The 20,039-nt window shown below is 68.6% G+C and carries 22 protein-coding genes; 2 read left to right on the forward strand and 20 right to left on the reverse strand.

Annotation, left to right across the window (positions count from 1 at the left end; translation table 11 throughout):
* Positions 1–77: 77 nt before the first annotated feature.
* The 6 genes from HZ992_RS20130 to HZ992_RS20155 form a co-directional block, all read right to left on the reverse strand.
* The gene (locus HZ992_RS20130) at positions 78–1,796 is read right to left on the reverse strand and encodes a cation acetate symporter (RefSeq protein WP_209383591.1); all 1,719 of its coding nucleotides are present in this window, start codon (positions 1,794–1,796) and stop codon (positions 78–80) included.
* On the reverse strand, positions 1,793–2,101 hold the full coding sequence (locus tag HZ992_RS20135) for a DUF485 domain-containing protein (RefSeq protein WP_209383592.1): 309 nt from the start codon (positions 2,099–2,101) through the stop codon (positions 1,793–1,795). Before HZ992_RS20135 ends, HZ992_RS20130 begins: the two co-directional genes overlap by 4 nt.
* A gap of 178 nt (positions 2,102–2,279) precedes the next feature.
* Positions 2,280–2,921 carry a 2-hydroxychromene-2-carboxylate isomerase gene (locus HZ992_RS20140; protein WP_209383593.1) on the reverse strand — a complete coding sequence of 214 codons (642 nt, stop codon included), beginning with the start codon at positions 2,919–2,921 and terminating at the stop codon, positions 2,280–2,282.
* Positions 2,918–3,124: a DUF1289 domain-containing protein gene (locus HZ992_RS20145; protein WP_209383594.1), complete on the reverse strand. Its 207-nt coding sequence runs from the start codon at positions 3,122–3,124 to the stop codon at positions 2,918–2,920. The genes HZ992_RS20140 and HZ992_RS20145 overlap by 4 nt, the downstream gene beginning before the upstream one ends.
* Positions 3,121–3,612: a YbaK/EbsC family protein gene (locus tag HZ992_RS20150; protein ID WP_209383595.1), complete on the reverse strand. Its 492-nt coding sequence runs from the start codon at positions 3,610–3,612 to the stop codon at positions 3,121–3,123. The genes HZ992_RS20145 and HZ992_RS20150 overlap by 4 nt, the downstream gene beginning before the upstream one ends.
* Positions 3,609–4,523, reverse strand: a complete 915-nt coding sequence (locus tag HZ992_RS20155) for a hydroxymethylglutaryl-CoA lyase (protein ID WP_209383596.1) — start codon at positions 4,521–4,523, stop codon at positions 3,609–3,611. The genes HZ992_RS20150 and HZ992_RS20155 overlap by 4 nt, the downstream gene beginning before the upstream one ends.
* 105 nt (positions 4,524–4,628) lie before the next feature.
* On the opposite strand from HZ992_RS20155, the gene HZ992_RS20160 reads away from it, so the two are divergent.
* The gene (locus HZ992_RS20160; protein ID WP_209383597.1) at positions 4,629–5,018 is read left to right on the forward strand and encodes a hypothetical protein; all 390 of its coding nucleotides are present in this window, start codon (positions 4,629–4,631) and stop codon (positions 5,016–5,018) included.
* Positions 5,019–5,022: 4 nt separating this feature from the next.
* On the opposite strand, the gene HZ992_RS20165 is transcribed toward HZ992_RS20160, so the two are convergent.
* The 8 genes from HZ992_RS20165 to HZ992_RS20200 all read right to left on the reverse strand — a co-directional run bounded on the left by HZ992_RS20165 (position 5,023) and on the right by HZ992_RS20200 (position 12,912).
* Positions 5,023–7,026, reverse strand: a complete 2,004-nt coding sequence (locus HZ992_RS20165; RefSeq protein ID WP_209383598.1) for an acetyl/propionyl/methylcrotonyl-CoA carboxylase subunit alpha — start codon at positions 7,024–7,026, stop codon at positions 5,023–5,025.
* Positions 7,027–7,033: 7 nt separating this feature from the next.
* A complete protein-coding gene (locus HZ992_RS20170) occupies positions 7,034–7,654 on the reverse strand; it encodes a DUF4126 domain-containing protein (protein ID WP_209383599.1) in 621 nt (206 codons plus the stop codon).
* A 3-nt stretch (positions 7,655–7,657) separates the two neighbouring features.
* Positions 7,658–8,443: an enoyl-CoA hydratase/isomerase family protein gene (locus HZ992_RS20175; RefSeq protein WP_209383600.1), complete on the reverse strand. Its 786-nt coding sequence runs from the start codon at positions 8,441–8,443 to the stop codon at positions 7,658–7,660.
* A gap of 8 nt (positions 8,444–8,451) precedes the next feature.
* Positions 8,452–9,585: an acyl-CoA dehydrogenase family protein gene (locus HZ992_RS20180; protein WP_209383601.1), complete on the reverse strand. Its 1,134-nt coding sequence runs from the start codon at positions 9,583–9,585 to the stop codon at positions 8,452–8,454.
* A gap of 11 nt (positions 9,586–9,596) precedes the next feature.
* Positions 9,597–11,219: a carboxyl transferase domain-containing protein gene (locus HZ992_RS20185; RefSeq protein WP_209383602.1), complete on the reverse strand. Its 1,623-nt coding sequence runs from the start codon at positions 11,217–11,219 to the stop codon at positions 9,597–9,599.
* A gap of 108 nt (positions 11,220–11,327) precedes the next feature.
* On the reverse strand, positions 11,328–11,885 hold the full coding sequence (locus tag HZ992_RS20190; RefSeq protein WP_209383603.1) for a DinB family protein: 558 nt from the start codon (positions 11,883–11,885) through the stop codon (positions 11,328–11,330).
* Positions 11,886–11,891: 6 nt separating this feature from the next.
* Positions 11,892–12,299 carry a rhodanese-like domain-containing protein gene (locus HZ992_RS20195; protein ID WP_209383604.1) on the reverse strand — a complete coding sequence of 136 codons (408 nt, stop codon included), beginning with the start codon at positions 12,297–12,299 and terminating at the stop codon, positions 11,892–11,894.
* Between the two features lies 1 nt (position 12,300).
* Positions 12,301–12,912, reverse strand: coding sequence for a 2-hydroxychromene-2-carboxylate isomerase (locus HZ992_RS20200; protein ID WP_209383605.1), 612 nt, complete (start codon positions 12,910–12,912; stop codon positions 12,301–12,303).
* Positions 12,913–13,033: 121 nt separating this feature from the next.
* Here HZ992_RS20200 and HZ992_RS20205 point away from each other — a divergent pair, with 121 nt between their 5' ends.
* Complete coding sequence (locus HZ992_RS20205; protein WP_209383606.1) at positions 13,034–13,651, forward strand: energy-coupling factor ABC transporter permease; 618 nt, start codon at positions 13,034–13,036, stop codon at positions 13,649–13,651.
* A 3-nt stretch (positions 13,652–13,654) separates the two neighbouring features.
* Here HZ992_RS20205 and HZ992_RS20210 read toward each other — a convergent pair whose 3' ends face one another.
* From HZ992_RS20210 to HZ992_RS20235, 6 genes are read right to left on the reverse strand one after another with little or no spacing between them, the layout of a single operon-like run.
* Positions 13,655–15,112, reverse strand: a complete 1,458-nt coding sequence (locus HZ992_RS20210; protein WP_209383607.1) for a TrkH family potassium uptake protein — start codon at positions 15,110–15,112, stop codon at positions 13,655–13,657.
* A 3-nt stretch (positions 15,113–15,115) separates the two neighbouring features.
* Positions 15,116–16,561, reverse strand: coding sequence for a Trk system potassium transporter TrkA (gene trkA, locus HZ992_RS20215; RefSeq protein WP_371816833.1), 1,446 nt, complete (start codon positions 16,559–16,561; stop codon positions 15,116–15,118).
* Entirely contained in the window at positions 16,558–17,688 is a 1,131-nt protein-coding gene (locus HZ992_RS20220; RefSeq protein ID WP_209383609.1) for an acyl-CoA dehydrogenase family protein, read from the reverse strand. The genes trkA and HZ992_RS20220 overlap by 4 nt, the downstream gene beginning before the upstream one ends.
* Positions 17,689–17,698: 10 nt before the next feature.
* On the reverse strand, positions 17,699–18,364 hold the full coding sequence (locus tag HZ992_RS20225) for an SDR family oxidoreductase (RefSeq protein ID WP_209383610.1): 666 nt from the start codon (positions 18,362–18,364) through the stop codon (positions 17,699–17,701).
* Positions 18,361–19,539, reverse strand: coding sequence for an acetyl-CoA C-acyltransferase (locus tag HZ992_RS20230; protein WP_209383611.1), 1,179 nt, complete (start codon positions 19,537–19,539; stop codon positions 18,361–18,363). Before HZ992_RS20230 ends, HZ992_RS20225 begins: the two co-directional genes overlap by 4 nt.
* Before the next feature lie 11 nt (positions 19,540–19,550).
* Positions 19,551–20,039, reverse strand: a complete 489-nt coding sequence (locus tag HZ992_RS20235) for a hypothetical protein (RefSeq protein ID WP_209383612.1) — start codon at positions 20,037–20,039, stop codon at positions 19,551–19,553.

Consider the following 20,039-nt stretch of genomic DNA (forward strand, 5'->3'; position numbering starts at 1 on the left):
AGAGGCGGATGTGAGAGCGGGACTGCAGGCAGTGTGCCTGCAGTCCCGCTCAGGGGGCTTGATGCCTGTCTAGGCGATCAATGGCCGCTGGCGCCCGAGGCACCGATGCCGGTTTCCGAACGCACCTGCTGGGCGAGGAAGCCCGCGCGGTCCTGCTGGGCGCGTGCGCCGCGGTCGAGCACCGAGAACAGCCAGATGCCGACGAAGCCGATGGTCATCGAGAACAGCGCCGGCGAGGTGTACGGGAACAGCGCCGAGCCCTTGGGGTTGCCCAGCGTGGCTTCCCACACCGACGGCGACACCACGGTCAGCACCACCGACGAGATCAGGCCGAGGAAGCCGCCGATCACCGCGCCCTTGGTGGTGCAGTCCTTCCACAGCACGCTCATGAAGAGCACCGGGAAGTTGGCCGAGGCCGCGATCGCGAAGGCCAGAGACACCATGAAGGCGATGTTCTGCTTCTCGAAGGCGATGCCCAGCGCGACGGCGACGATGCCCAGCGCGATGGTGGTCATCTTCGAGACGCGCAGTTCGGAGGCGCTGTCGGCCTTGCCCTGCTTGATCACCGTGGCATAGATGTCGTGCGACACCGCCGAGGCACCCGACAGCGTCAGGCCCGCCACCACCGCGAGGATGGTCGCGAAGGCCACCGCAGAGATGAAGCCGAGGAACACGTTGCCGCCCACCGCGTTGGCCAGGTGGATGGCGGCCATGTTGCCGCCGCCCAGCAGGCCGCCCTTGGCGTCGAGGAACTGCGGGTTGGTCAGCACGAAGGTGATCGCGCCGAAGCCGATGATGAAGGTCAGCAGGTAGAAGTAGCCGATCCAGCCGGTCGCCCACATCACCGACTTGCGCGCTTCCTTGGCGCTCGGGACCGTGAAGAAGCGCATCAGGATGTGCGGCAGGCCGGCCGTGCCGAACATCAGCGCCATGCCGAAGCTGATCGCGGAGATCGGGTCCTTCACGAAGTTGCCCGGGCCCATGATCGACTGGCCGATCTTGGCGGCTTCCTCGGCGGTCTTGCCGGTGGCCAGGGCGGCCTTGATCTCGACTGCCTTGGCGAACATCGCCTCCGGGCTGAAGCCGAAGTTCCACATCACCATGAAGGCCATGAACGAGGCGCCGCCGAGCAGCAGGCAGGCCTTGATGATCTGCACCCAGGTGGTGGCCGTCATGCCGCCGAACAGCACGTAGACCATCATCAGCGCGCCAACGATGACCACGGCGATCCAGTACTCCAGGCCGAACAGCAGCTTGATGAGCTGGCCCGCGCCGACCATCTGCGCGATCAGGTAGAACGCGACGACGACCAGCGTGCCCGAGGCTGCGAAGATGCGCACCGGCTTCTGCTCGAAGCGGAATGCGGCCACGTCGGCGAAGGTGAACTTGCCGAGGTTGCGCAGGCGTTCGGCCATCAGGAAGGTGATGACCGGCCAGCCGACCAGGAAGCCGATCGAGTAGATCAGGCCGTCGAAGCCGGAAGCCATCACCGCAGCGGAGATGCCCAGGAACGAGGCCGCCGACATGTAGTCGCCGGCGATCGCCAGGCCGTTCTGGAAGCCGGTGATGCCGCCGCCGGCGGTGTAGAAGTCGGCCGCGCTCTTGGTGCGCGCCGCGGCCCACTTGGTGATGAACAGCGTGGCGATCACGAAGATGCCGAACATGCCGATGGCGGTCCAGTTGGTCGCCTGCTTCTGCGCCTGGCCGAGGTCGGCGCCGGCGGCGATGGCCAGCGCGGGCACGCTCAGCGCGGCCAACGTCAGCACGCGGCGGGTGGAATCGGAGAAGCGGCTCATTTCAGCACTCCCTTGCGGATGGCTTCGGTCAGGTCGTCGTACTGGCTGTTGGCGCGCTGCACGTAGAACGCGGTGATGACGATGGTGAAGACGATGACGCCGAAGCCGATGGGAATGCCCATCGTCATCACGCCGTCGCCCAGGCGCTGCGACAGGAAGGGCTTGTTGAACGCCACCAGCAGGATGAAGCCGTAGTACACGACCATCATCGCCAGCGTGAGCCACCAGCCGAAACTCGAGCGCTTGGCCTTGAGTTCCAGGTACTTGGGGTGGGTCGAGATCTTTCGGACCAGATCGTCTTCCATCGTTGTCTCCTGTTCGTGTGAATGGCTCCCGCGAGCCCTGCGTGAATACTCCACGCGTGGACTGACCCCCCTCTGACGCTGAGCCAACGGGGGCTGACGTGGAACTGATGCGGAACTGACAGTGCGCGCCGCGGGGCCGAACCGGCTTGAGCCGGATCAAGTCGCGGGCCGCGGGGCTTCAGGTGCGCCGCACGCCCGGCGGGGCGGTGCCGGCCGCGTCCCAGTCGGGACCGGCGAACCACGGGTCGCCGCGCAGGCAGGCGGCCAGCATGTCCAGGGCGTCGAGGCCCCAGAAATATCTGCCGTCCACCTCGATGGTCGGCACGCCGAAGATGCCGGCCGCCAGGGCCTGGCCTGTCAGGTCCTTGAGCGACTGCTTGACGGACTCGTCGTCCGCCGCGCGCGGGGGTGCCAGCCGGGCCTGCAATTCGGCCAGGCGCTGCGCGTCGTTGGCGTCGGCACCGCCGCGCCATACATGGTGGAACACCTGCTCGCACTGCCATCGATTCGGCGCGCCGCCCTCGGGCGCACTGGCGTGCAGCAGGCGCAGCAGGGCCAGCGGGTTGAAGGGGTGCTGCGCCGGCGTGTCGATGGGAATGCCCAGACGGTGCGCGGCCCAGGCGATCTGGCGGAAGGTCCAGGCCCGCTTGGGTTCGATCTCGGCCGGGCCCTTCTGGCCCCACTGCCTGAGCAGCCCGGCGAACAGGATGGGCCGGTACTCGACGCTGTACGACAGCCCTTCGAGCGCCTGCGGCAGTTGCTCGAAGGCGAGATAGGCGTAGGGCGAGATCGGGTCGAACCAGAAGCGCAGGTGCTTCACGAGGCCTGGCCCTTCATCGCGGCGAGCACCTCGCGGCGCTGCGGCAGCAGCTTCCACACGGCACGCTTGTGCTGGTCGTCGAGCACCGACCAGGCGGCGATCTCGTCGATCGTGCGCAGGCAGCCCTCGCACCATCCGGAGCCGGCGTGCATGCGGCACACGCTGATGCAAGGCGACGGGATGGCGGACACGTCGGCCTTCATGCCTGCACCACGTCGGCCACCGGCGCGCCGGTCAGCGACTCGAGCTGCGCCGGGCTGAGGCGGAACACCCCGTTGGGGTGGCCGGCGGCGGCCCAGATCTCGTCGAAGCGGAACAGCTCGCGGTCGATCAGCGTCACCGCCGGTGTGGCGTGCGCGAGCGGCGACACGCCGCCGATGGTGAAGCCGGTGCGCGCTTTGACGAAATCGGCATCGGCGCGGCCGAGCGCGCCCACCTGCGCGGCCACCTTCTTCTCGTCGACCCGCTTGTCGCCCGAGGTGACGACGAGCACCGCCACCTCGTCGAGCTTGCGCCGGAAGATCACGCTCTTGGCGATCTGGCCGACCTGCACGCCCAGCGCGTCGGCCGCCTCCTGCGAGGTGCGCGCCGAAACTTCCAGCCACAGCGGCGCATGCGGATGGCCACGATCGGCCAGCGCCTGAGCGACGCGGCGAAAGCCCTCGGGCCGATCGTTCGGCTCTGCAGTCATGCCGCCACCTTCTCGCGTTTGGCCAGCAGAGCCTTGCCGGCGCGCGAGACCGGCGGGCGGCCGAGCACGCCGGAAATGAAGGCGCCGGCATCGACCAGCGCATCGAGATCGATGCCGGTGGCGATGCCCAGGCCGTTCAGCATGAAGACGACGTCTTCGGTCGCGACATTGCCGGTGGCGCCCTTGGCATACGGGCAGCCACCGAGGCCGGCCACGCTGGTGTCGAAATGGTGGATGCCCATCTCCAGGCAGGCGTAGATGTTGGCCAGCGCCTGACCGTAGGTGTCGTGGAAGTGGCCGCTGACCTCGGCGAGCGGGAAATGCCTCAGTGCGCGCTCCATCGCCGCCTGAACACGCTTGGGCGTGCCCGTGCCGATGGTGTCGGCGATGCCGCAGTGGTCGACGCCGATGGCCTTCATCAGCCGCACGACATGCTCGACCTCATCAGGGCTGACCTCGCCCTGGTAGGGGCAGCCCAGCGCGCAGGAGACGGCGGCGCGCACCTTCAGGCCGTGCTCATGCGCCATCGCCACCACCGGCGCGAAACGCTCGACCGACTCGGCGATCGAGCAGTTGATGTTGCGCTGGCTGAAGGCCTCGCTGGCCGCGCCGAACACCACCACCTCGTCGGGCCGTGTCGGCAGTGCCGCTTCCAGGCCCTTCAGGTTGGGAGTGAGCACTGAGTAGCGCACACCCGGCTGGCGGGAGATGGCGGCCATCACGGCCGCGTTGTCGGCCATCTGCGGCACCCACTTCGGGCTGACGAAGCTGGTGACCTCGATTTCGCGCAGGCCGGCGGCCTGCAGCCGATGCACGAGTTCGACCTTGTGCGCGGTATCGACGGACTGCTTCTCGTTCTGCAGCCCGTCACGCGGACCGACATCGACGATTTTCACGCTCGAAGGAATCATGACAAATGTCTCGCTGAGGGCGGCGGCGCCTGTGGCTTCCACTCACTTAGGGATGGTCGTAACGGATCGGATACAGGAAGATACAAACATCGATCAGGACCCGCAGTGGACACCAGCACCCGCCTTCGCATTGCCACCCGCATTCATTTTGCGCTGCTTCGCCATTACGGCGCGAAGGTGGAGATCGGAGCCCTCATGAAAGCCGAGGGTGATGTGCGCGAGGCCATCTGGGTCTGCGAGGCTTCCGGCGACGCCGAACTGGCCACCATGGCCCGGCAGTTGCGCCTGGCCAACGATGAAGAGTCTGCTGCGGCCGCTCCTGCCGTGACGGCTCCCGTGGCCGCCACGCCGCAGGAAACCCCCTGGTCCGGCAACACCTCCGGCTTCGGCGTCTCGCGCCCGATCGGCCTGGACGTGGCCAAGGCCGAATCGACCGCCAACTGGCTGAAGCCGGCCACCTGGGTGCGCCGCGCTGCGCCCGCGCGCAACAGCTGAGCGTTCACGCCGCGGCCGCATCCAGCCGCAGCAACTCCTCGCCTTCCAGCACCTGGTCGCCGACCGTGTAGAGCAGTTCGGCCACGGTGCCGTCGCACGGCGCGGTGATGGTGTGCTCCATCTTCATCGCCTCCATCACCGCCAGGGCCTGGCCCTTCTTGACCGACTCGCCGGCGCGCGCCAGAAGCGCGATCACCTTGCCCGGCATCGGCGCAGTCAGGCGGCCGGCTTCGCCGGCGCCGTCGGCGGCATGCGCGATGGGGTCGATCTCGTGCAGCGTAGCCGCACCCTCGGGCGCGAACACGCTGACACGCTCGCCCACCGCGTAGACCGACAGCGGCCAGCGCCGCCGGTCGAGCGTGACGTCGTGCAGCGTGCCGCCGCGCGTGCTGGCGGCGAATGGCCACTGCTGGCCGCCCAGCGCCAGCACCTGCTCGCCATCGTGCGTGCGCGACAGCGTGGCCACGTGGTGCGCGCCGTCGACCTCGAGATCGAAGCGGCGCACCGCGGCGCCGTGCATGCGCCAGGCATCGCGGCGTGACCAGGGGTCGGCATCCTCGCCCGCGCGCTCGTGGGCGAGCGCGTGCGCGACGACGCCGGCGGCGGCCACCTCCAGCGCCAGCGGCGGCGTGCCGAACAGCGCGCTGCGCTCGCGATCGATCAGCGCGGTGTCGAGATCGGCTTGCGCGAAAGAGCGGCTGGCCACCACGCGGCGCAGGAAGGCCACGTTGGTGTGCAGGCCGACGATGTGCGTCTGCGCCAGCGCCACGTCCAGCCGCGCCAGCGCCTGGGCGCGGTCCGCGCCCCAGACGATCAGCTTGGCAACCATCGAGTCGTAGTGCGGCGAGATCGCGTCACCTTCACGAACGCCGGCATCCACCCGCACCTCGCCTCGCTCGAAGTTCGTGCACGGCGGCGTGCGGTAGACATCGAGCGTGCCGGTGGCCGGCAGGAAGTTGGCATCGGGGTTCTCGGCGCAGATGCGCGCCTCGATCGCGTGGCCATGGATGCGCAGTTGATCCTGCTTGAGCGGCAGCGGCTCGCCACTGGCCACGCGCAGCTGCCACTCGACCAGGTCCAGTCCGGTGATCGCCTCGGTGACCGGGTGCTCGACCTGCAGGCGTGTGTTCATCTCCATGAAGAAGAAGCGCAGATCGCCGTCGGCCGTGGGCTCGGCGATGAACTCCACCGTGCCGGCGCCGACATAGCCCACCGCCTTGGCCGCCGCCACCGCGGCCGCGCCCATCTCACGCCGGCGGGCCTCGCTCATGCCGGGCGCGGGCGCCTCCTCGAGCACCTTCTGGTGGCGGCGCTGCACCGAGCAGTCGCGCTCGAACAGGTAGATGCAGTCGCCGTGGCTGTCGCCGAACACCTGGATCTCGATGTGCCGCGGCCGCGTGACGTAACGCTCGATGAGCACGGCGTCGTCGCCGAAGCTGTTGCGCGCCTCGCGCTGGCACGAGGCGAGCGCGGCCGCGAACTCCTCGGCCTTCGTGACGATGCGCATGCCCTTGCCGCCGCCGCCGGCGCTGGCCTTGATGAGCACCGGGTAGCCGATGCGGTCGGCCTCGCGCTGCAGCAGCACCGGGTCCTGGTCAGCCCCGTGGTAGCCGGGTACCAGCGGCACGCCGGCTTTCTCCATCAACTGCTTCGATTCCGCCTTCAGCCCCATCGCCTTGATCGCCGCGGGCGGCGGGCCGATGAACACGAGGCCGGCATCGGCACAGGCCTGCGCGAAGTCCTCGTTCTCGCTCAGGAAGCCGTAGCCGGGATGGATCGCCTGGGCGCCGGTGGCCCGTGCCGCCTCGACGATGCGTTCGGCGCGCAGGTAACTGTCGCGCGGCGCGTTGCCGCCGATGTGCACCGCCTCGTCGCAGGCCAGCACGTGTTTCGCGTTTGCATCGGCGTCCGAGTAGACGGCGACGGTGCGTACGCCGAGGCGGCGTGCGGTGGCGGCCACTCGGCAGGCGATCTCGCCGCGGTTGGCAATCAGGATCTTGGAGAACATGCGGACCTCACACGGACGGTTGGCTGCCACGCAGCCAACCCGAAGCGCGGCCTATCAGCGCGCGCAGGAACTTGCCGAGCACGACGATCAGGCCGATCGCCACCAGGATCGACAGAACGAGCACTGCCGCCAGCACCACCGGATGTGTCCACGACAGCCACAGCACGGTGGGAACGAAGGCATCGCCGGCCAGCGACATGCCGATGTTGGAAAAGGGCTCGGGCGAGGTATTCACCGCCGCGCGCGTGGTTGCTTTCGCCACATGGCTGGTGGCGGCGAGCGTGCCGCCAAGCAGCGCAGCCAGCGTGGCCCAGGTGGCCTGGTCGGCGCCGAACACCGCGGCCGCCAACGCCGCGCCCGCCGGGATGCGCACCAGCGTGTGCACCAGGTCCCACAGCGTGTCGACCCCGGGGATCTTGTCGGCGAAGAACTCGACGAAGAGCATGAAGCCGCTGGCACCGAGCATCGCCGGATGCTTCAGCACATGCAGGCCTTGCGGCAGCTCGACCCAGCCGAAGTAGCCGGCTGCGCCGGTAAGGAACACGACGAGGTACAGGCGCAGGCCACTCGCCCAGCCGAGCGCCGCAGCGATGGCGAGAAGTTGGGCGGTGTCCAGCGTGGCCGGCATCGTTCAGCCCTGCCAGGACGGCGCGCGCTTGCCGAGGAAGGACTGGATGCCCTCGCGTCCCTCGGCACTGGCACGGATGTCGGCGATGCGGCGCGCGGTGTCGGCGCGCAGATCGGCATCGATCGGGCGGCCGCCGACGTCCTGCACCAGCTGCTTGCAGGCACGCACCGCCATCGGCCCGTTGGCCACCAGCGTGGCGACGAGTTCGTCGACCTTCGCATCGAGTGCCTCGCTCGCGCAGAGCTCGTGCACGAAGCCCATCGCCTTCGCCTGTGCGGCGTCGAATCGCTCGGCGGTGATGAACCAGCGACGCGCCGCCTGCTCGCCCATCGCGCGCACGACATACGGGCCGATGGTCGCCGGCAGCAGGCCGAGCTTCGCTTCGCTGAGGCAGAAGTTCACGCCCTCGGCGGCGATGAGCACGTCGCACACCGCCGCCAGCCCGAGGCCGCCCGCATAGCAGTCGCCGTGGATGCGCCCGACCACCGGCACCGGGCAGCTGTAGATCGTCCACAGCATGTCGGCCAGCGCCTGCGCGTCGGCGCGGTTCTCGTCCCAGCTGTAGCCGGCCATCGCGCGCATCCAGTTCAGGTCGGCGCCGGCGCAGAAGGCCTTGCCGTGGCCACCGAGCACGATGCAGCGCAGCGAGGCGTCGGCGCCGAGGCCCGCGAAGGTCTGCATGAGCTCGGCGATCACGCCCTCGTTGAAGGCGTTGCGCACGTCCGGGCGATTCAGGTAGACGCTGGCCACGTGGCCGTCTCGGCGCACATCGAGGGTGGTGGTGCTCATGGTCGACCTCAGTAGCGCTTGGCGGCTTCGTCGAGCATCACCTCGGTGGCGCCACCACCGATGGCGAGGATGCGCGCGTCGCGCCACAGCCGTTCGATGGCTGTGCCGCGCATGTAGCCCATGCCGCCGTGGAACTGCTGGCAGGCCTGCACCACCTCGTTGACCAGCTCGCCCGTCAGCGACTTGAGCATCGACACGTCCTGCACCACGTCGCGCCCCTGCGTGACCATCCAGGCGCAGTGGTACATGTATTGCCGCGCCGCGCGCACCTTGGCGTCGAGCATGGCCAAGCGCTGGCGCACCACCTGCTTGTCGAACAGCGTGGCGCCGAAGGCGCGGCGGTCGCGCACGTACTCCAGCGTCATCTTCAGCGCCTGCGTGCAGTGGCCCACCGCCATCGCGGCCAGCGCGATGCGCTCGGTCTGGAAGTTCTTCATCACCGAGTAGAAGCCCTTGTCGACCTCGCCCAGCAGGTTCGCGGCCGGGATGCGGCAGTCTTCGAACACCAGCTCGGCGGTATCCGACGACAGCCAGCCGGTCTTCTCGAGCGAGCGCCCGACGCTGAAGCCCGGCGTGCCTTTCTCGACGATGAGCATCGAGATCGCGTGCCGGGCCGTGCCGGTGCGCGCGGCGATGAAATACAGGTCGGCGTGCACGCCGTTGGTGATGAACAGCTTGGTGCCGTTGAGCACCCAGTGATCGCCGTCCCGCCTGGCGGTGGTCTTCAGCCCGGCCACGTCGGAGCCGGCGCCCGGCTCGGTGATGCCCACCGCGGTGATCGTCCGCCCCGCCGTCACGCCCGGCATGTACTTCGCCTGCTGCTCGGCGCTGCCCGCGTGGTGCAGGTGCGGGCTGGCCATGTCGGTGTGCACGAGCACGGTGATGATGAATCCGCCGAAGGTCGACTGCGACAGCGCTTCGGCGAATACCAGGTTGGTCAGCGCATCGGCTTCGGCGCCGCCGTGTTCGCTGGCATACATCAGCCCGAGCAAACCGGCGTCACCCATCTTGCGCAGCACCTCGCGCGGCGTGAAGCCGTCGCGCTCCCACTGTTCGGCAAAGGGCTCGACCTCGCGGGCGATGAAGCGCGCGATCTGATCGCGGAGCTGTTCGTGTTCGTGGCTGAGGTAGATGTTGTCCATGGCCACCAGGCTCACATGCGGAACACGCCGAACTTCGCCTCGGGAATCGGCGCGTTCAGGCTGGCGCTGATCGCCAGCGCGAGCACGCGGCGCGTGTCGGCCGGGTCGATGACGCCGTCGTCCCACAGTCGCGCACTCGCGTAGTACGGATGCGCCTGGTGTCCGAACTGGTCGAGGATGGGCTGCTTGAACGCCTTCTCCTCCTCGGCCGACCAGGCGCCGCCCTTGGCCTCGATGCCGTCGCGGCGCACCGTGGCCAGCACGCTGGCCGCCTGCTCGCCGCCCATCACCGAGATGCGCGCGTTCGGCCACATCCACAGGAAGCGCGGGCTGAAGGCGCGGCCGCACATGCCGTAGTTGCCGGCGCCGAAGCTGCCGCCGATGATGACGGTGAACTTCGGCACGTTGACGGTGGACACCGCCGTGACCATCTTCGCGCCGTGCTTGGCGATGCCCTCGGCCTCGTACTTGCGACCGACCATGAAGCCGGTGATGTTCTGCAGGAAGACCAGCGGGATCTTGCGCTGGCCGCACAGCTCGATGAAGTGCGCGCCCTTCTGCGCGCTCTCGCTGAACAGCACGCCGTTGTTGGCGACGATGCCCACAGGCAACCCCTCGATATGCGCGAATCCGGTGACCAGCGTGGTGCCGTAGCGCGCCTTGAACTCGTCGAACTCGCTGCCGTCGACGATGCGCGCGATGATCTCGTGCACGTCGTAGGGCTTGCGCGCGTCGGTGGGGATGATGCCGTGCAGCTCGGCCGCATCGAACAGCGGCGCGCGCGGTGCGGCCAGGCGTTGCTCGTGGGCCTTGCGCCAGTTGAGGTTGGCCACGGCGGCGCGCGCGATCGCCAGCGCATGCGTGTCGTTGTTGGCCAGGTGGTCGGCCACGCCCGACAGGCGGGTGTGCACGTCGCCGCCACCGAGGTCTTCGGCGCTGACGATCTCACCGATCGCCGCCTTCACCAGCGGCGGGCCGGCGAGGAAGATGGTGCCCTGGTTCTTCACGATGATCGACTCGTCGCTCATCGCCGGCATGTAGGCGCCGCCGGCGGTGCACGAGCCCATCACCACCGCGATCTGCGGGATGCCCTGGGCGCTCATGTTCGCCTGGTTGAAGAAGATGCGGCCGAAGTGGTCGCGGTCAGGGAAGACGTCGTCCTGGTTGGGAAGGTTGGCGCCGCCGCTGTCGACCAGGTAGATGCAAGGCAGCCGGTTCTGGATGGCGATCTCCTGCGCGCGCAGGTGCTTCTTCACCGTCATCGGGAAGTAGGTGCCGCCCTTCACCGTGGCGTCGTTGCAGACGATCATGCACTCGACGCCGCTGACGCGGCCGATGCCGGCGATCAGCCCCGCGCCCGGCGCGGCGTCGTTGCCGCCCTTTTCCTTGTACATGTCGAGCGCGGCCAGCGGCGCCACTTCGAGGAAGGGCGTGTCCGGGTCGAGCAGCATCTCGACGCGATCGCGCGGCAGCAGCTTGCCGCGCGCGGTGTGCTTGGCGCGCGCGGCGTCCCCGCCGCCCTGGGCAATCTGCGCGAGCTTCGAGTTCAGGTCCTCGACCAGCGCGCGCATCGCGGCAGCGTTGGCCTTGAAGTCCTCCGAACGGGGGCTGAGATTCGAGGCAAGAACGGGCATGGAGTCTCCACGGATCGGCCGACTGTGGCACCGGATCGGCACTTGACGTTTACGTAAACGTCAACCGCGGATTCTATCGGCTGGCCGGCCCGCGTCGGCCCCTGCGGCTTACCCGTAGATGTCGGGCTCGCGCCAGCCGAGTTCGGCCATGTCGGCGCTGCGCAGCGACGCATCACTGGGCATGAGGAACTCGTCGAGCTGCGGCGGCGCCAGGCCCATCGTCGAGAGCATCCCATGCAGCTGGCCGCGGTGGTGGGTCTGGTGCATGAACAGGTGCGCCAGCACGTGGGCGGCACGGTCGCGCTGAACCTCGCGGCCGCGGTCCATGTCGACGATCGCATCGCAGCCGGCGTCATCGAGTGCGTCGCACCAGGCGATCAGCCGCTCGTCGCTGGCTCGCTGGCGCGGCGCCAGCTCGGCGAGCGTGGCGGCGGGCACGAAGGCGGCGTACTGCTGCGGCAACCCGGGCTCGCCGTGCAGAGCGCCGATGTAGTACTGGTCGACCGCCAGGATGTGGTTCAGCGTGGCGGCCAGGCTGCCGAAGAAGCTCACGCGCGGCGCCTGGAACTCGGCATCGCTCATGGCCGCCATGGCGCGGTGCAGGCGGTGATTGGCCAGGCGGTTGGCGCGCGCCTGGATGCGCAGTTGGCCGGCCAGCGACAGCACGATGGCTCAGCCCTTCTTCGCCGCGTGGACGGGCTTGGCCTCAGTGGGCGCGCCGGAGGTCTTCCAGGCGCCGAAGCCGCCGTCGACATGGGCGACACGCTCCATGCCCATGTCCATCAGCGTCTTCGTCGCCAGCGCCGAGCGCCAGCCGGCGGCGCAGAACAGCACGTACTCCTTGTCCTGCGCGAACACGTCGCGGTGGTAGGGCGAGGCCGGGTCGACCCAGAACTCCAGCATGCCGCGCGGCGCATGCACCGAGCCGGGAATCACGCCCTCGCGCTCGAGCTCGCGCACGTCGCGGATGTCGACGAACACCACGCCAGGGTGGCCGTGCAGCGCGCGCGCCTGCTCCACCGTGTAGGTGGTGACCTGGGCCATCGCCTCCTCGACGAGGGAGGCCGCTGTCTTCTTCATGTCAGAAGGGTCCCTTCTCGAGCCAGCGCTCGATCTGCGGCCGTCGGTCGTTGCCCCAGAAGGGCTCGCCATCGACCATGAAGAACGGCGCGCCGAACACGCCGGCGGCGATGGCCGCCTCGTTCTCCTGTTTCAGGCGCAGCTTCCAGGTGGTGTCGTTCCATACGGCTTCGGCCGCATCGGCGCCGATGCCGAAGTCTTCGGCGAGCTGGCGCAGCTGCTGCGGGTCACTCAGGTCGACGCCGCGCGCGAAGTAGGCGCGCAGGCAGTTGCGCGCCCATTGGGTGGCGCGGTCCCCGCCCTGGTCGGCGAGCCACCAGAACACGCGCGCCGCGTTCTGCGTCGGGATCGGGAAGGCGTCCGGGTTCTTCAGCGGCACGCCGGCGAACCGCGCCGAGCGCTCGAAGTCGTGCAGCGAGTACTCGCGCTTGATCGGGTACGACACCGGGCTCTTCAGCTCGGCGGCCTGGAAGGTGGCGCCCAGCAGGATGGCCTTCCAGTTCACCGTGCGGCCGTGGCGAGCCGCCAGCGCATCGATCCATTCGGAGGCGATGTACGAGTACGGCGACGAGAAGTCGAAGTAGAAGTCGATCGGGCGCGGCAGGGTCGTCATGGGTGACAGCGTAGCGCCTGCCGATGAGGCTCGCGTGGTCGATTTCCCTCACCCGGGAACAGGGCCGGCCTGCTTGCGCCGCGTCATGCCGCCGCCGGACATGGCGGCTAGCATGCACTCGATGGGTTTGTCGCTTGCGTTGGTGATCTTCGCGCTGGCCGTTGCGCTCGCGCTGCGGCCGTGGCGGGCCTTGCGCGCCGATGGCGTGTTGCAGCCGTGGTTGGCCTGCCTGGTGCTGCTGCCCTGGGTGTGGGCGGCGCAGCGCGTCATGCCCGGCGGCGTGTCGGTGCAGCTGTCCGGGGCCTGCCTGCTGGTGCTGATGGTCGGCTGGCCGCTGGCCGTGCTGAGCCTGTTGCCGATTGCCGCGATCGGCGCTTGGCTGGGAGGCATCGCCTGGCCGCAAGCCCTCGACCATCTGGCCTGGAATGGCATGGTGGCCGCCACGCTGGCCCTGTTCATCGGCCTGGCAACGCGACGCTGGCTTCCCCACCACCCGTTCGTGTTCATCCTCGGACGCGGCTTCATCGTCACCGCCCTGGCGATGATGGCCGCCGGCACGATGTCGGCCTACGTGCAGCCGCCGCCCGAAAGCACCGAACTCGGCTCGGTGCTGCTCGGCCACTGGCTGATGGCCTGGGGCGAGGCCTTTTCCACCGGCATGCTGGTGGCGATTTTCGTGGCCTTCAAGCCGGAATGGCTGGCCACGTGGTCGGACGCGCGCTACCTGCCGAAGGACTGAGGCTCAGCCGCGCCAGAACTGCGGCGTGAAGAGCACCAGCACCGACAGCAGTTCCAGCCGGCCGAGCAGCATGACCACGCTGCACACCCAGGTCTGCAGATCGCTCAGCCCCTGGTAGTTGCCGGCGGGCCCGACCTGCCCGAGTCCGGGGCCGGTGTTGTTGATGCAGGCCACCACCGCGGTGAAGGCGCTGACGATATCCAGCCCGGTGAACAGCAGCAGCAGCGTCGCCGCCACCATCACGCCTCCGTAGATCAGCATGAAGGCCAGCACGGAGAAGATCACCTGGTTGGACACCAGCGCGCCGCCCAGCGTCACAGGCACGACAGCGCGGGGGTGAACGATGCGCGTGAGCTCCCGCTTGGCCGCCTTGAGCATGACCAGCGATCGGATCAGCTTGATACCGCCGCCTGTGGATCCGGCACAGGTGGCGAAGCCGCACAGGAACAGCATCAGCACTGGCGCGAACAGCGGCCACTGGCCGTAGTCCACGGTGGCGAAGCCGGTGGTCGTGGCCACCGACACGACGCTGAAGGCGGCGTGCCGCAAGGCCACGGCGAAGTCCGGGTAGACACCATGCGCAAGCAGGAACAGCGTGACCAGCAGGACCGAGCCAACCATCAGCGCGAGAAAGGCGCGCGCCTCGATGTCTAGCCACAACGGCAGCAGCGAGCGCCTGCGCCAGACCACGAAGTACAGCGCGAAGTTCACGCCCGACAGCAACATGAAGAAGATCGCTACCGCTTCGATGGCCGCAGAGTCGAACGCACCGAAGCTCGCGTCATAGGACGAGAAGCCGCCCAGACCCATGGTGCTGCACATGTGCATGAAGGCATCGGCCCAGCCCATCCCCGCGAGATGGAAGGCGAAGAAGCACACGGACGCCAGCGCGAAGTAGACGGTCCACAGACCGCGCGCCGTTTCCGCAATGCGCGGTGTGAGCTTCTGGTCCTTCATCGGCCCTGCCGACTCGGCCTTGAACAGCTGCGCGCCGCCCACCCCGAGAAGCGGCAGGATGGCCACGACCAGCACGATGATGCCCATGCCGCCGATCAGCACCATGAAACAACGCCACACGTTGATCGAGGTCGGCAGTCTCTCCAATCCGGTGAGCACCGTGGCGCCGGTGGTGGTCAGGCCGCTGACGGCTTCGAAGTAGGCGTCGGTGAAGCTCAGTTCCGGAAGGTGCAGCATCAAGGGCAGCGTGCCGAAGGCCGGCAGCACCGACCACACCAGCGTCACGAGCAGGAAGCCGTCGCGCGGCTGCAGCTCGCGGCGACGCCTTCTCGTGGTGATGAACAGCGCCAGCCCGGCGCCGAAGGTGATGGCCATCGCCTGAGCATGTGCGGCCAGCGCGCCATCCTGGCCGAACAGTGCGAAAGACAGCGGCACGGCCATCGTGACGCCGAAGACCATCAATACGGCCGCGAGGACCGGCAGGACGCGCAGCAGGCTCGCCATGGCTCAGAACATGAAGGTCGCGCCGACCTGGAAGAGCTTCTCGATGTCGCGGACCATGCGCTTGCGCGGCACGAACACGATGACGTGGTCGTCGCTCTCGATCACCGTGTCGTGGTGCGGGATGATGACCTGACGTGTACCTCCATCGGCAGCATCCCCTCGCACGATCGCGCCGATCTGCGTGCCCGGCGGCAGCGGGAGTTCGTCGATGCGCCGGCCGACCACCTTGGAGGAACGGCGGTCGCCGTGCGCCACCGCCTCCAGCGCCTCGGCCGAGCCGCGGCGCAGGCTGTACACGGCCTCGACGTCGCCGCGCCGCACGTGCGCGAGCAGTTCGCCGATGACGGTCTGCGCCGGCGACAGGGCGATGTCGATCTGCGTGCCCTGCACCAGGTCGGCGTAGGCGCGGCGATTGATCAGCGAGAGCACGCGTCGCGCGCCCATGCGCTTGGCCAGCAGGCAGGCCATGATGTTGTCCTCGTCGTCGCTGGTCAGCGCGAGGAAGAGGTCCGTATCCTGCACGTTCTCGTCCTCGAGAAGATCCTCGTCGGTGCTGTCTCCCTGCAGAACCAGCGTCTCGCTGCTCAGCTGCGTGCTGAGGTACTCGCAGCGAATGGCGTTGGTTTCGATGATCTTCACCCGGCAGTCCGACTCGATCTCGCGCGCCAGCCGCAAGCCGACGCGGCCGCCGCCGGCGATCATCACGCGGCGCACCGGCTCGTCGCGCCGGCGCAGCGCATCGAGCACGCGGCGGATGTCGCGCGTGGCCGCGAGCACGAACACCTCGTCGCCGGGCTCGATGCGCGTGGTGCCGTCGCAGACCACCTGGCGGTCCACGCCCACTTCGTCACTGCGGTAGATGGCGACGAATCGCATCTCGACATGGGGCACGAGCTGGGGCAGTTCGCTGATCACGTGCCGCACCATCGGCCCGCCGCTGACGGCACGCACCGCGATCAGGCTGACAGCGCCGTCGGCGAACTCCAGCACCTGCAGCGCCTCCGGGTACTCGATCAGCTTGCGGATGTAGGTGGTGAGCGACTCCTCGGGGCAGATCACCTGGTCGACGGCGAAACCGGTCTTGGCCATCAGCTCGCTGCCGTGGACGAACTCCGGCGAGCGCAGGCGAGCAATCGTGGTGGGAATGTTGAACACGTCGTGCGCCACCTTGCAGACGACCAGGTTGGTCTCGTCCAGCGGCGCGCAGGCGATCAGCATGTCGGCGTCGGCCGCGCCGGCGGCCTGCAGCACCGAGGGCTGGATGCCGTTGCCGGTCACGCCGCGCAGGTCCAGTCGATCCTGCAGTTCGCGCAGGCGCTGCGGGTTGGTGTCGATCACCGTGATGTCGTTCTGCTCCGACACCAGGCTCTCGGCCACGCTTTCGCCGACGCGGCCTGCCCCGAGAATGATGATGTTCATGTTGTTCGCACCGTCTGCGGTGCGAACTATGCCAGCGCGCGGCCGATGAGGATCTTCTGCACGTCCGAGGTGCCCTCGTAGATCTGGCACACGCGCACGTCACGGTAGATCCGTTCGACCGGAAAGTCGCTCACGTAGCCGTAGCCGCCCAGCGTCTGGATCGCCGCGCTGCACACGCGCTCGGCCATCTCGCTGGCGAACAGCTTGGCCATCGCCGCCTCCTTCAGGCAGGGCCGGCCGGCGTCCTTCAGGCTCGCGGCATGGTGTATCAGCTGGCGCGCCGCCTCGATCTGCGTGGCCATCTCGCCGAGGCGGAACTGCACCGCCTGGTGCTCGAAGATCGGCTGGCCGAAGGCGACGCGCTCCTTCGAGTAGGCCAGCGCCACCTCGAAGGCGGCGCGCGCCATGCCCACGCTCTGCGCGGCGATGCCGATGCGTCCGCCCTCCAGGCCCGACAAGGCGATCTTCAGGCCCATGCCTTCGTCAGCAATCAGGTTCGCGGCCGGCACGCGGCAGTTCTCGAACAGGATCTGCGCGGTGTCGCTGCTGTGCTGGCCCATCTTGTCTTCCAGCCGCGCCACGGTGTAGCCGGGCGCGGTGGTGGGCACGATGAAGGCGCTGATGCCACGCTTGCCCGCTGCCTTGTCGGTGACGGCCATGACGATGGCCACGTCGCCGTGCTTGCCACTGGTGATGAACTGCTTGACGCCGTTGAGCACGTAGTCAGCACCATCCCGCACCGCGGTGGTCTTCAGCCCGTCGGCCTGCGAGCCGACATGCGGCTCGGTCAGGCAGAAGGCGCCGAGCATCTCGCCGCGCGCCAGCGGCTTGAGCCAGCGCTCCTTCTGCGCGTCGTTCGCCCAGGCCATCAGGATCGAGCACACGGGGCAGTTGTTCACGCTCACCACGGTGGAGGTGCCGCCGTCGCCGGCGGCGATCTCCTCCAGGATGATGGCCAGGGCCAGGTAGTCGAGCCCGGCGCCGTCCCATTCGGTGGGCACGGCCACACCGTAGCAGCCGAGCGCCGCCAGGCCCTTGAGCTCCTCGGCCGGGAAGTGGTGCTCCTTGTCCCAGCGCGCGGCGTGCGGCGCGATCTGGTCCTGCACGTAGCTGCGCACGGCGTCCTGCACCGCGAGATGATCGTCGCTCAAGAGCATCGGTTCCCCCTCACCAGTCGATCGCGCTGCCGTCGTAGTTGAGGAAGCGTCCGTTGTCCTTGGGCGCCAGCGCGGCGATCACGCCGCGCATGCCGGCCACGCTCTGCTCGGCCGTGATGTCGGCGCCCGAGCCGCCCATGTCGGTGCGCACCCAGCCGGGGTGGAAGCTCACGCAGCAGGCCTTGCCGGCCCACTCGAGCGAGATGTCCTTGAGCACCGAGTTCGCCGCCGCCTTCGAGGCGCGGTACAGCCAGCTGCCGGTGGCCGCACGCATGCCGATCGAACCCATCTTCGACGACAGCAATGCCAGCTTCGCGCCCGGCGCGAGCATGTCGGCCAGCTGCGGCAGCACGCGCATCGGTGCCAGCACGTTGGCATGCATGGTGTGGTCGAAGTCCGCGTCGGTGGGCGGCGCCAGGCCGGTCTGGCGCTGCAGCACGCCGGCCCCATGCACGATCACATCGAAGGCCGCGCCATCGAGCTGCCAGGCCAGGCGCGAGGTGCTCTCGGCGCTGGTGACGTCGAGTGTGATCGCCGTGGCGCCTTGCGCGTGGAGCGCGGCGAGCGCTTCCTCTCTGCGTGCCGTGGCCGTGACCTTCCAGCCGTCGGCGAGGTACTGGCGCACGAACTCCGCGCCGATGCCCCGCGACGCGCCGATGATCAAGGCGTGGCTCAAAGCATCTCCACGGCCAGCGCCGTCGCCTCGCCGCCGCCGATGCAAAGCGCGGCCACGCCCTTCTTCTTCCCCTGCTTGCGCAAGGCGCCGAGCAGCGTGACGACGATGCGCGCGCCGGAGGCGCCGATCGGGTGGCCGAGCGCGCAGGCGCCGCCGTGCACGTTGACGATCTCGTGCGGCAGCTTGAACTCGGCCATGGCCGCCATCGTCACCGCGGCAAAGGCCTCGTTGACCTCCCACAGGTCGATGTCCTTCACGGCCCAGCCGGTCTTCTTCAGCACCTTCTCGATCGCACCCACCGGCGCGGTGGTGAACCAGTCCGGTGCCTGCGCGTGCACGGCATGGGCGGCGATGCGCGCGATCGGCTTGAGCCCCATCGCCTTGGCGGTCGACTCGCGCATCAGCACCAGCGCGGCGGCGCCGTCGGAGATGCTCGACGAGGTGGCGGCAGTGATCGCGCCGTCCTTCTTGAACGCGGGCTTCAGGCCCGGGATCTTGTCGAGCTTGGCCTTGAAAGGCTGCTCGTCCCACTTGATCACGGTGTCGCCGGCCTTGCCCGGCAGCGTGACAGGGGCCATCTCCCAGTCGAAGCTGCCGTCCTCGTTGGCCTTCTTGCTGCGCTGGGTGGAGGCGATGGCGAACTGGTCCATCGCCTCGCGGGTGAAGTTGTACTTGCCCACGCACTGCTCGGCGAACACGCCCATCGCCTTGCCGCGCTCGTAGGCGTCTTCCAGGCCGTCCAGGGCCATGTGGTCGTAGACGGCGCTGGCGCCGTACTTGATGCCCTTGCGCGCGAACATCAGGTGCGGCGCGTTGGTCATGCTCTCCATGCCACCCGCCAGCACCACGTTGGCCGAACCGGCGGCCAGCATGTCGTTGGCGAACATCATCGCGCGCATGCCCGAGCCGCACATCTTGCTCATCGTGACGGCACCGGTGCTGTCGGGCAGGCCGGCCTTGCGCATCGCCTGGCGCGCCGGTGCCTGGCCCTGGCCGGCCATCAGGCAGTTGCCGAACAGCACCTCGTCGACGGCGTCGCCGGGCACGCCGGCGCGCTCGACCGCGGCCTTGATGGCCACCGCGCCCAGTTCCCAGGCAGCGAGGTTGGAGAAGTCGCCGAGCAGGCCACCGATGGGCGTGCGGGCGGCGGAGACGATGACGATGGAATCAGGCATGAGAGGCTCCTTCAAGAGGGGATGAGGGATGTGGCGCGCTCCTCCTGCGCGACACGCTTGATGTAGCTCTGGAACTGCGGGTCTTCGCCGCGCAGCAGCAGGGGCAGCGCGTTGTGGAAGTCGTCTCGGCGACACCATTCGCGCATGTAGTCGTCCCACGAGTTCCAGCGCCGCTGCTCGGTGGGCGACATGGTCTCCTTGAACGCGACCAGGTAGGCGCGCTCGAACAGCGAGATCAGCATGTCGAAGATCACCAGCATGCGGTCGTTCTGCTCGGGTGTGGGGCTGGGCAGCGCGCTGGTCGTGCGCAGCTGCAGGTCGGAGTTGGCCAGCACGATCTTCAGGAACTCGTTGTACGCGTCGGAGAGGTGCTGGTAGGCCTCTTCCTCCTCGTTCTCGCGCTCCTTGCGCTGCTCGGCCAGGAACACCCACACCGCGAACGGCAGCGCCACCACCGTCACGACGAAGCTGGCGAATTCGAAGGCGTCGCGCCAGTTCAT

The sequence above is a fragment of the Rhizobacter sp. AJA081-3 genome (genome assembly GCF_017795745.1).
In the GTDB taxonomy this organism is placed as follows: domain Bacteria; phylum Pseudomonadota; class Gammaproteobacteria; order Burkholderiales; family Burkholderiaceae_C; genus Piscinibacter.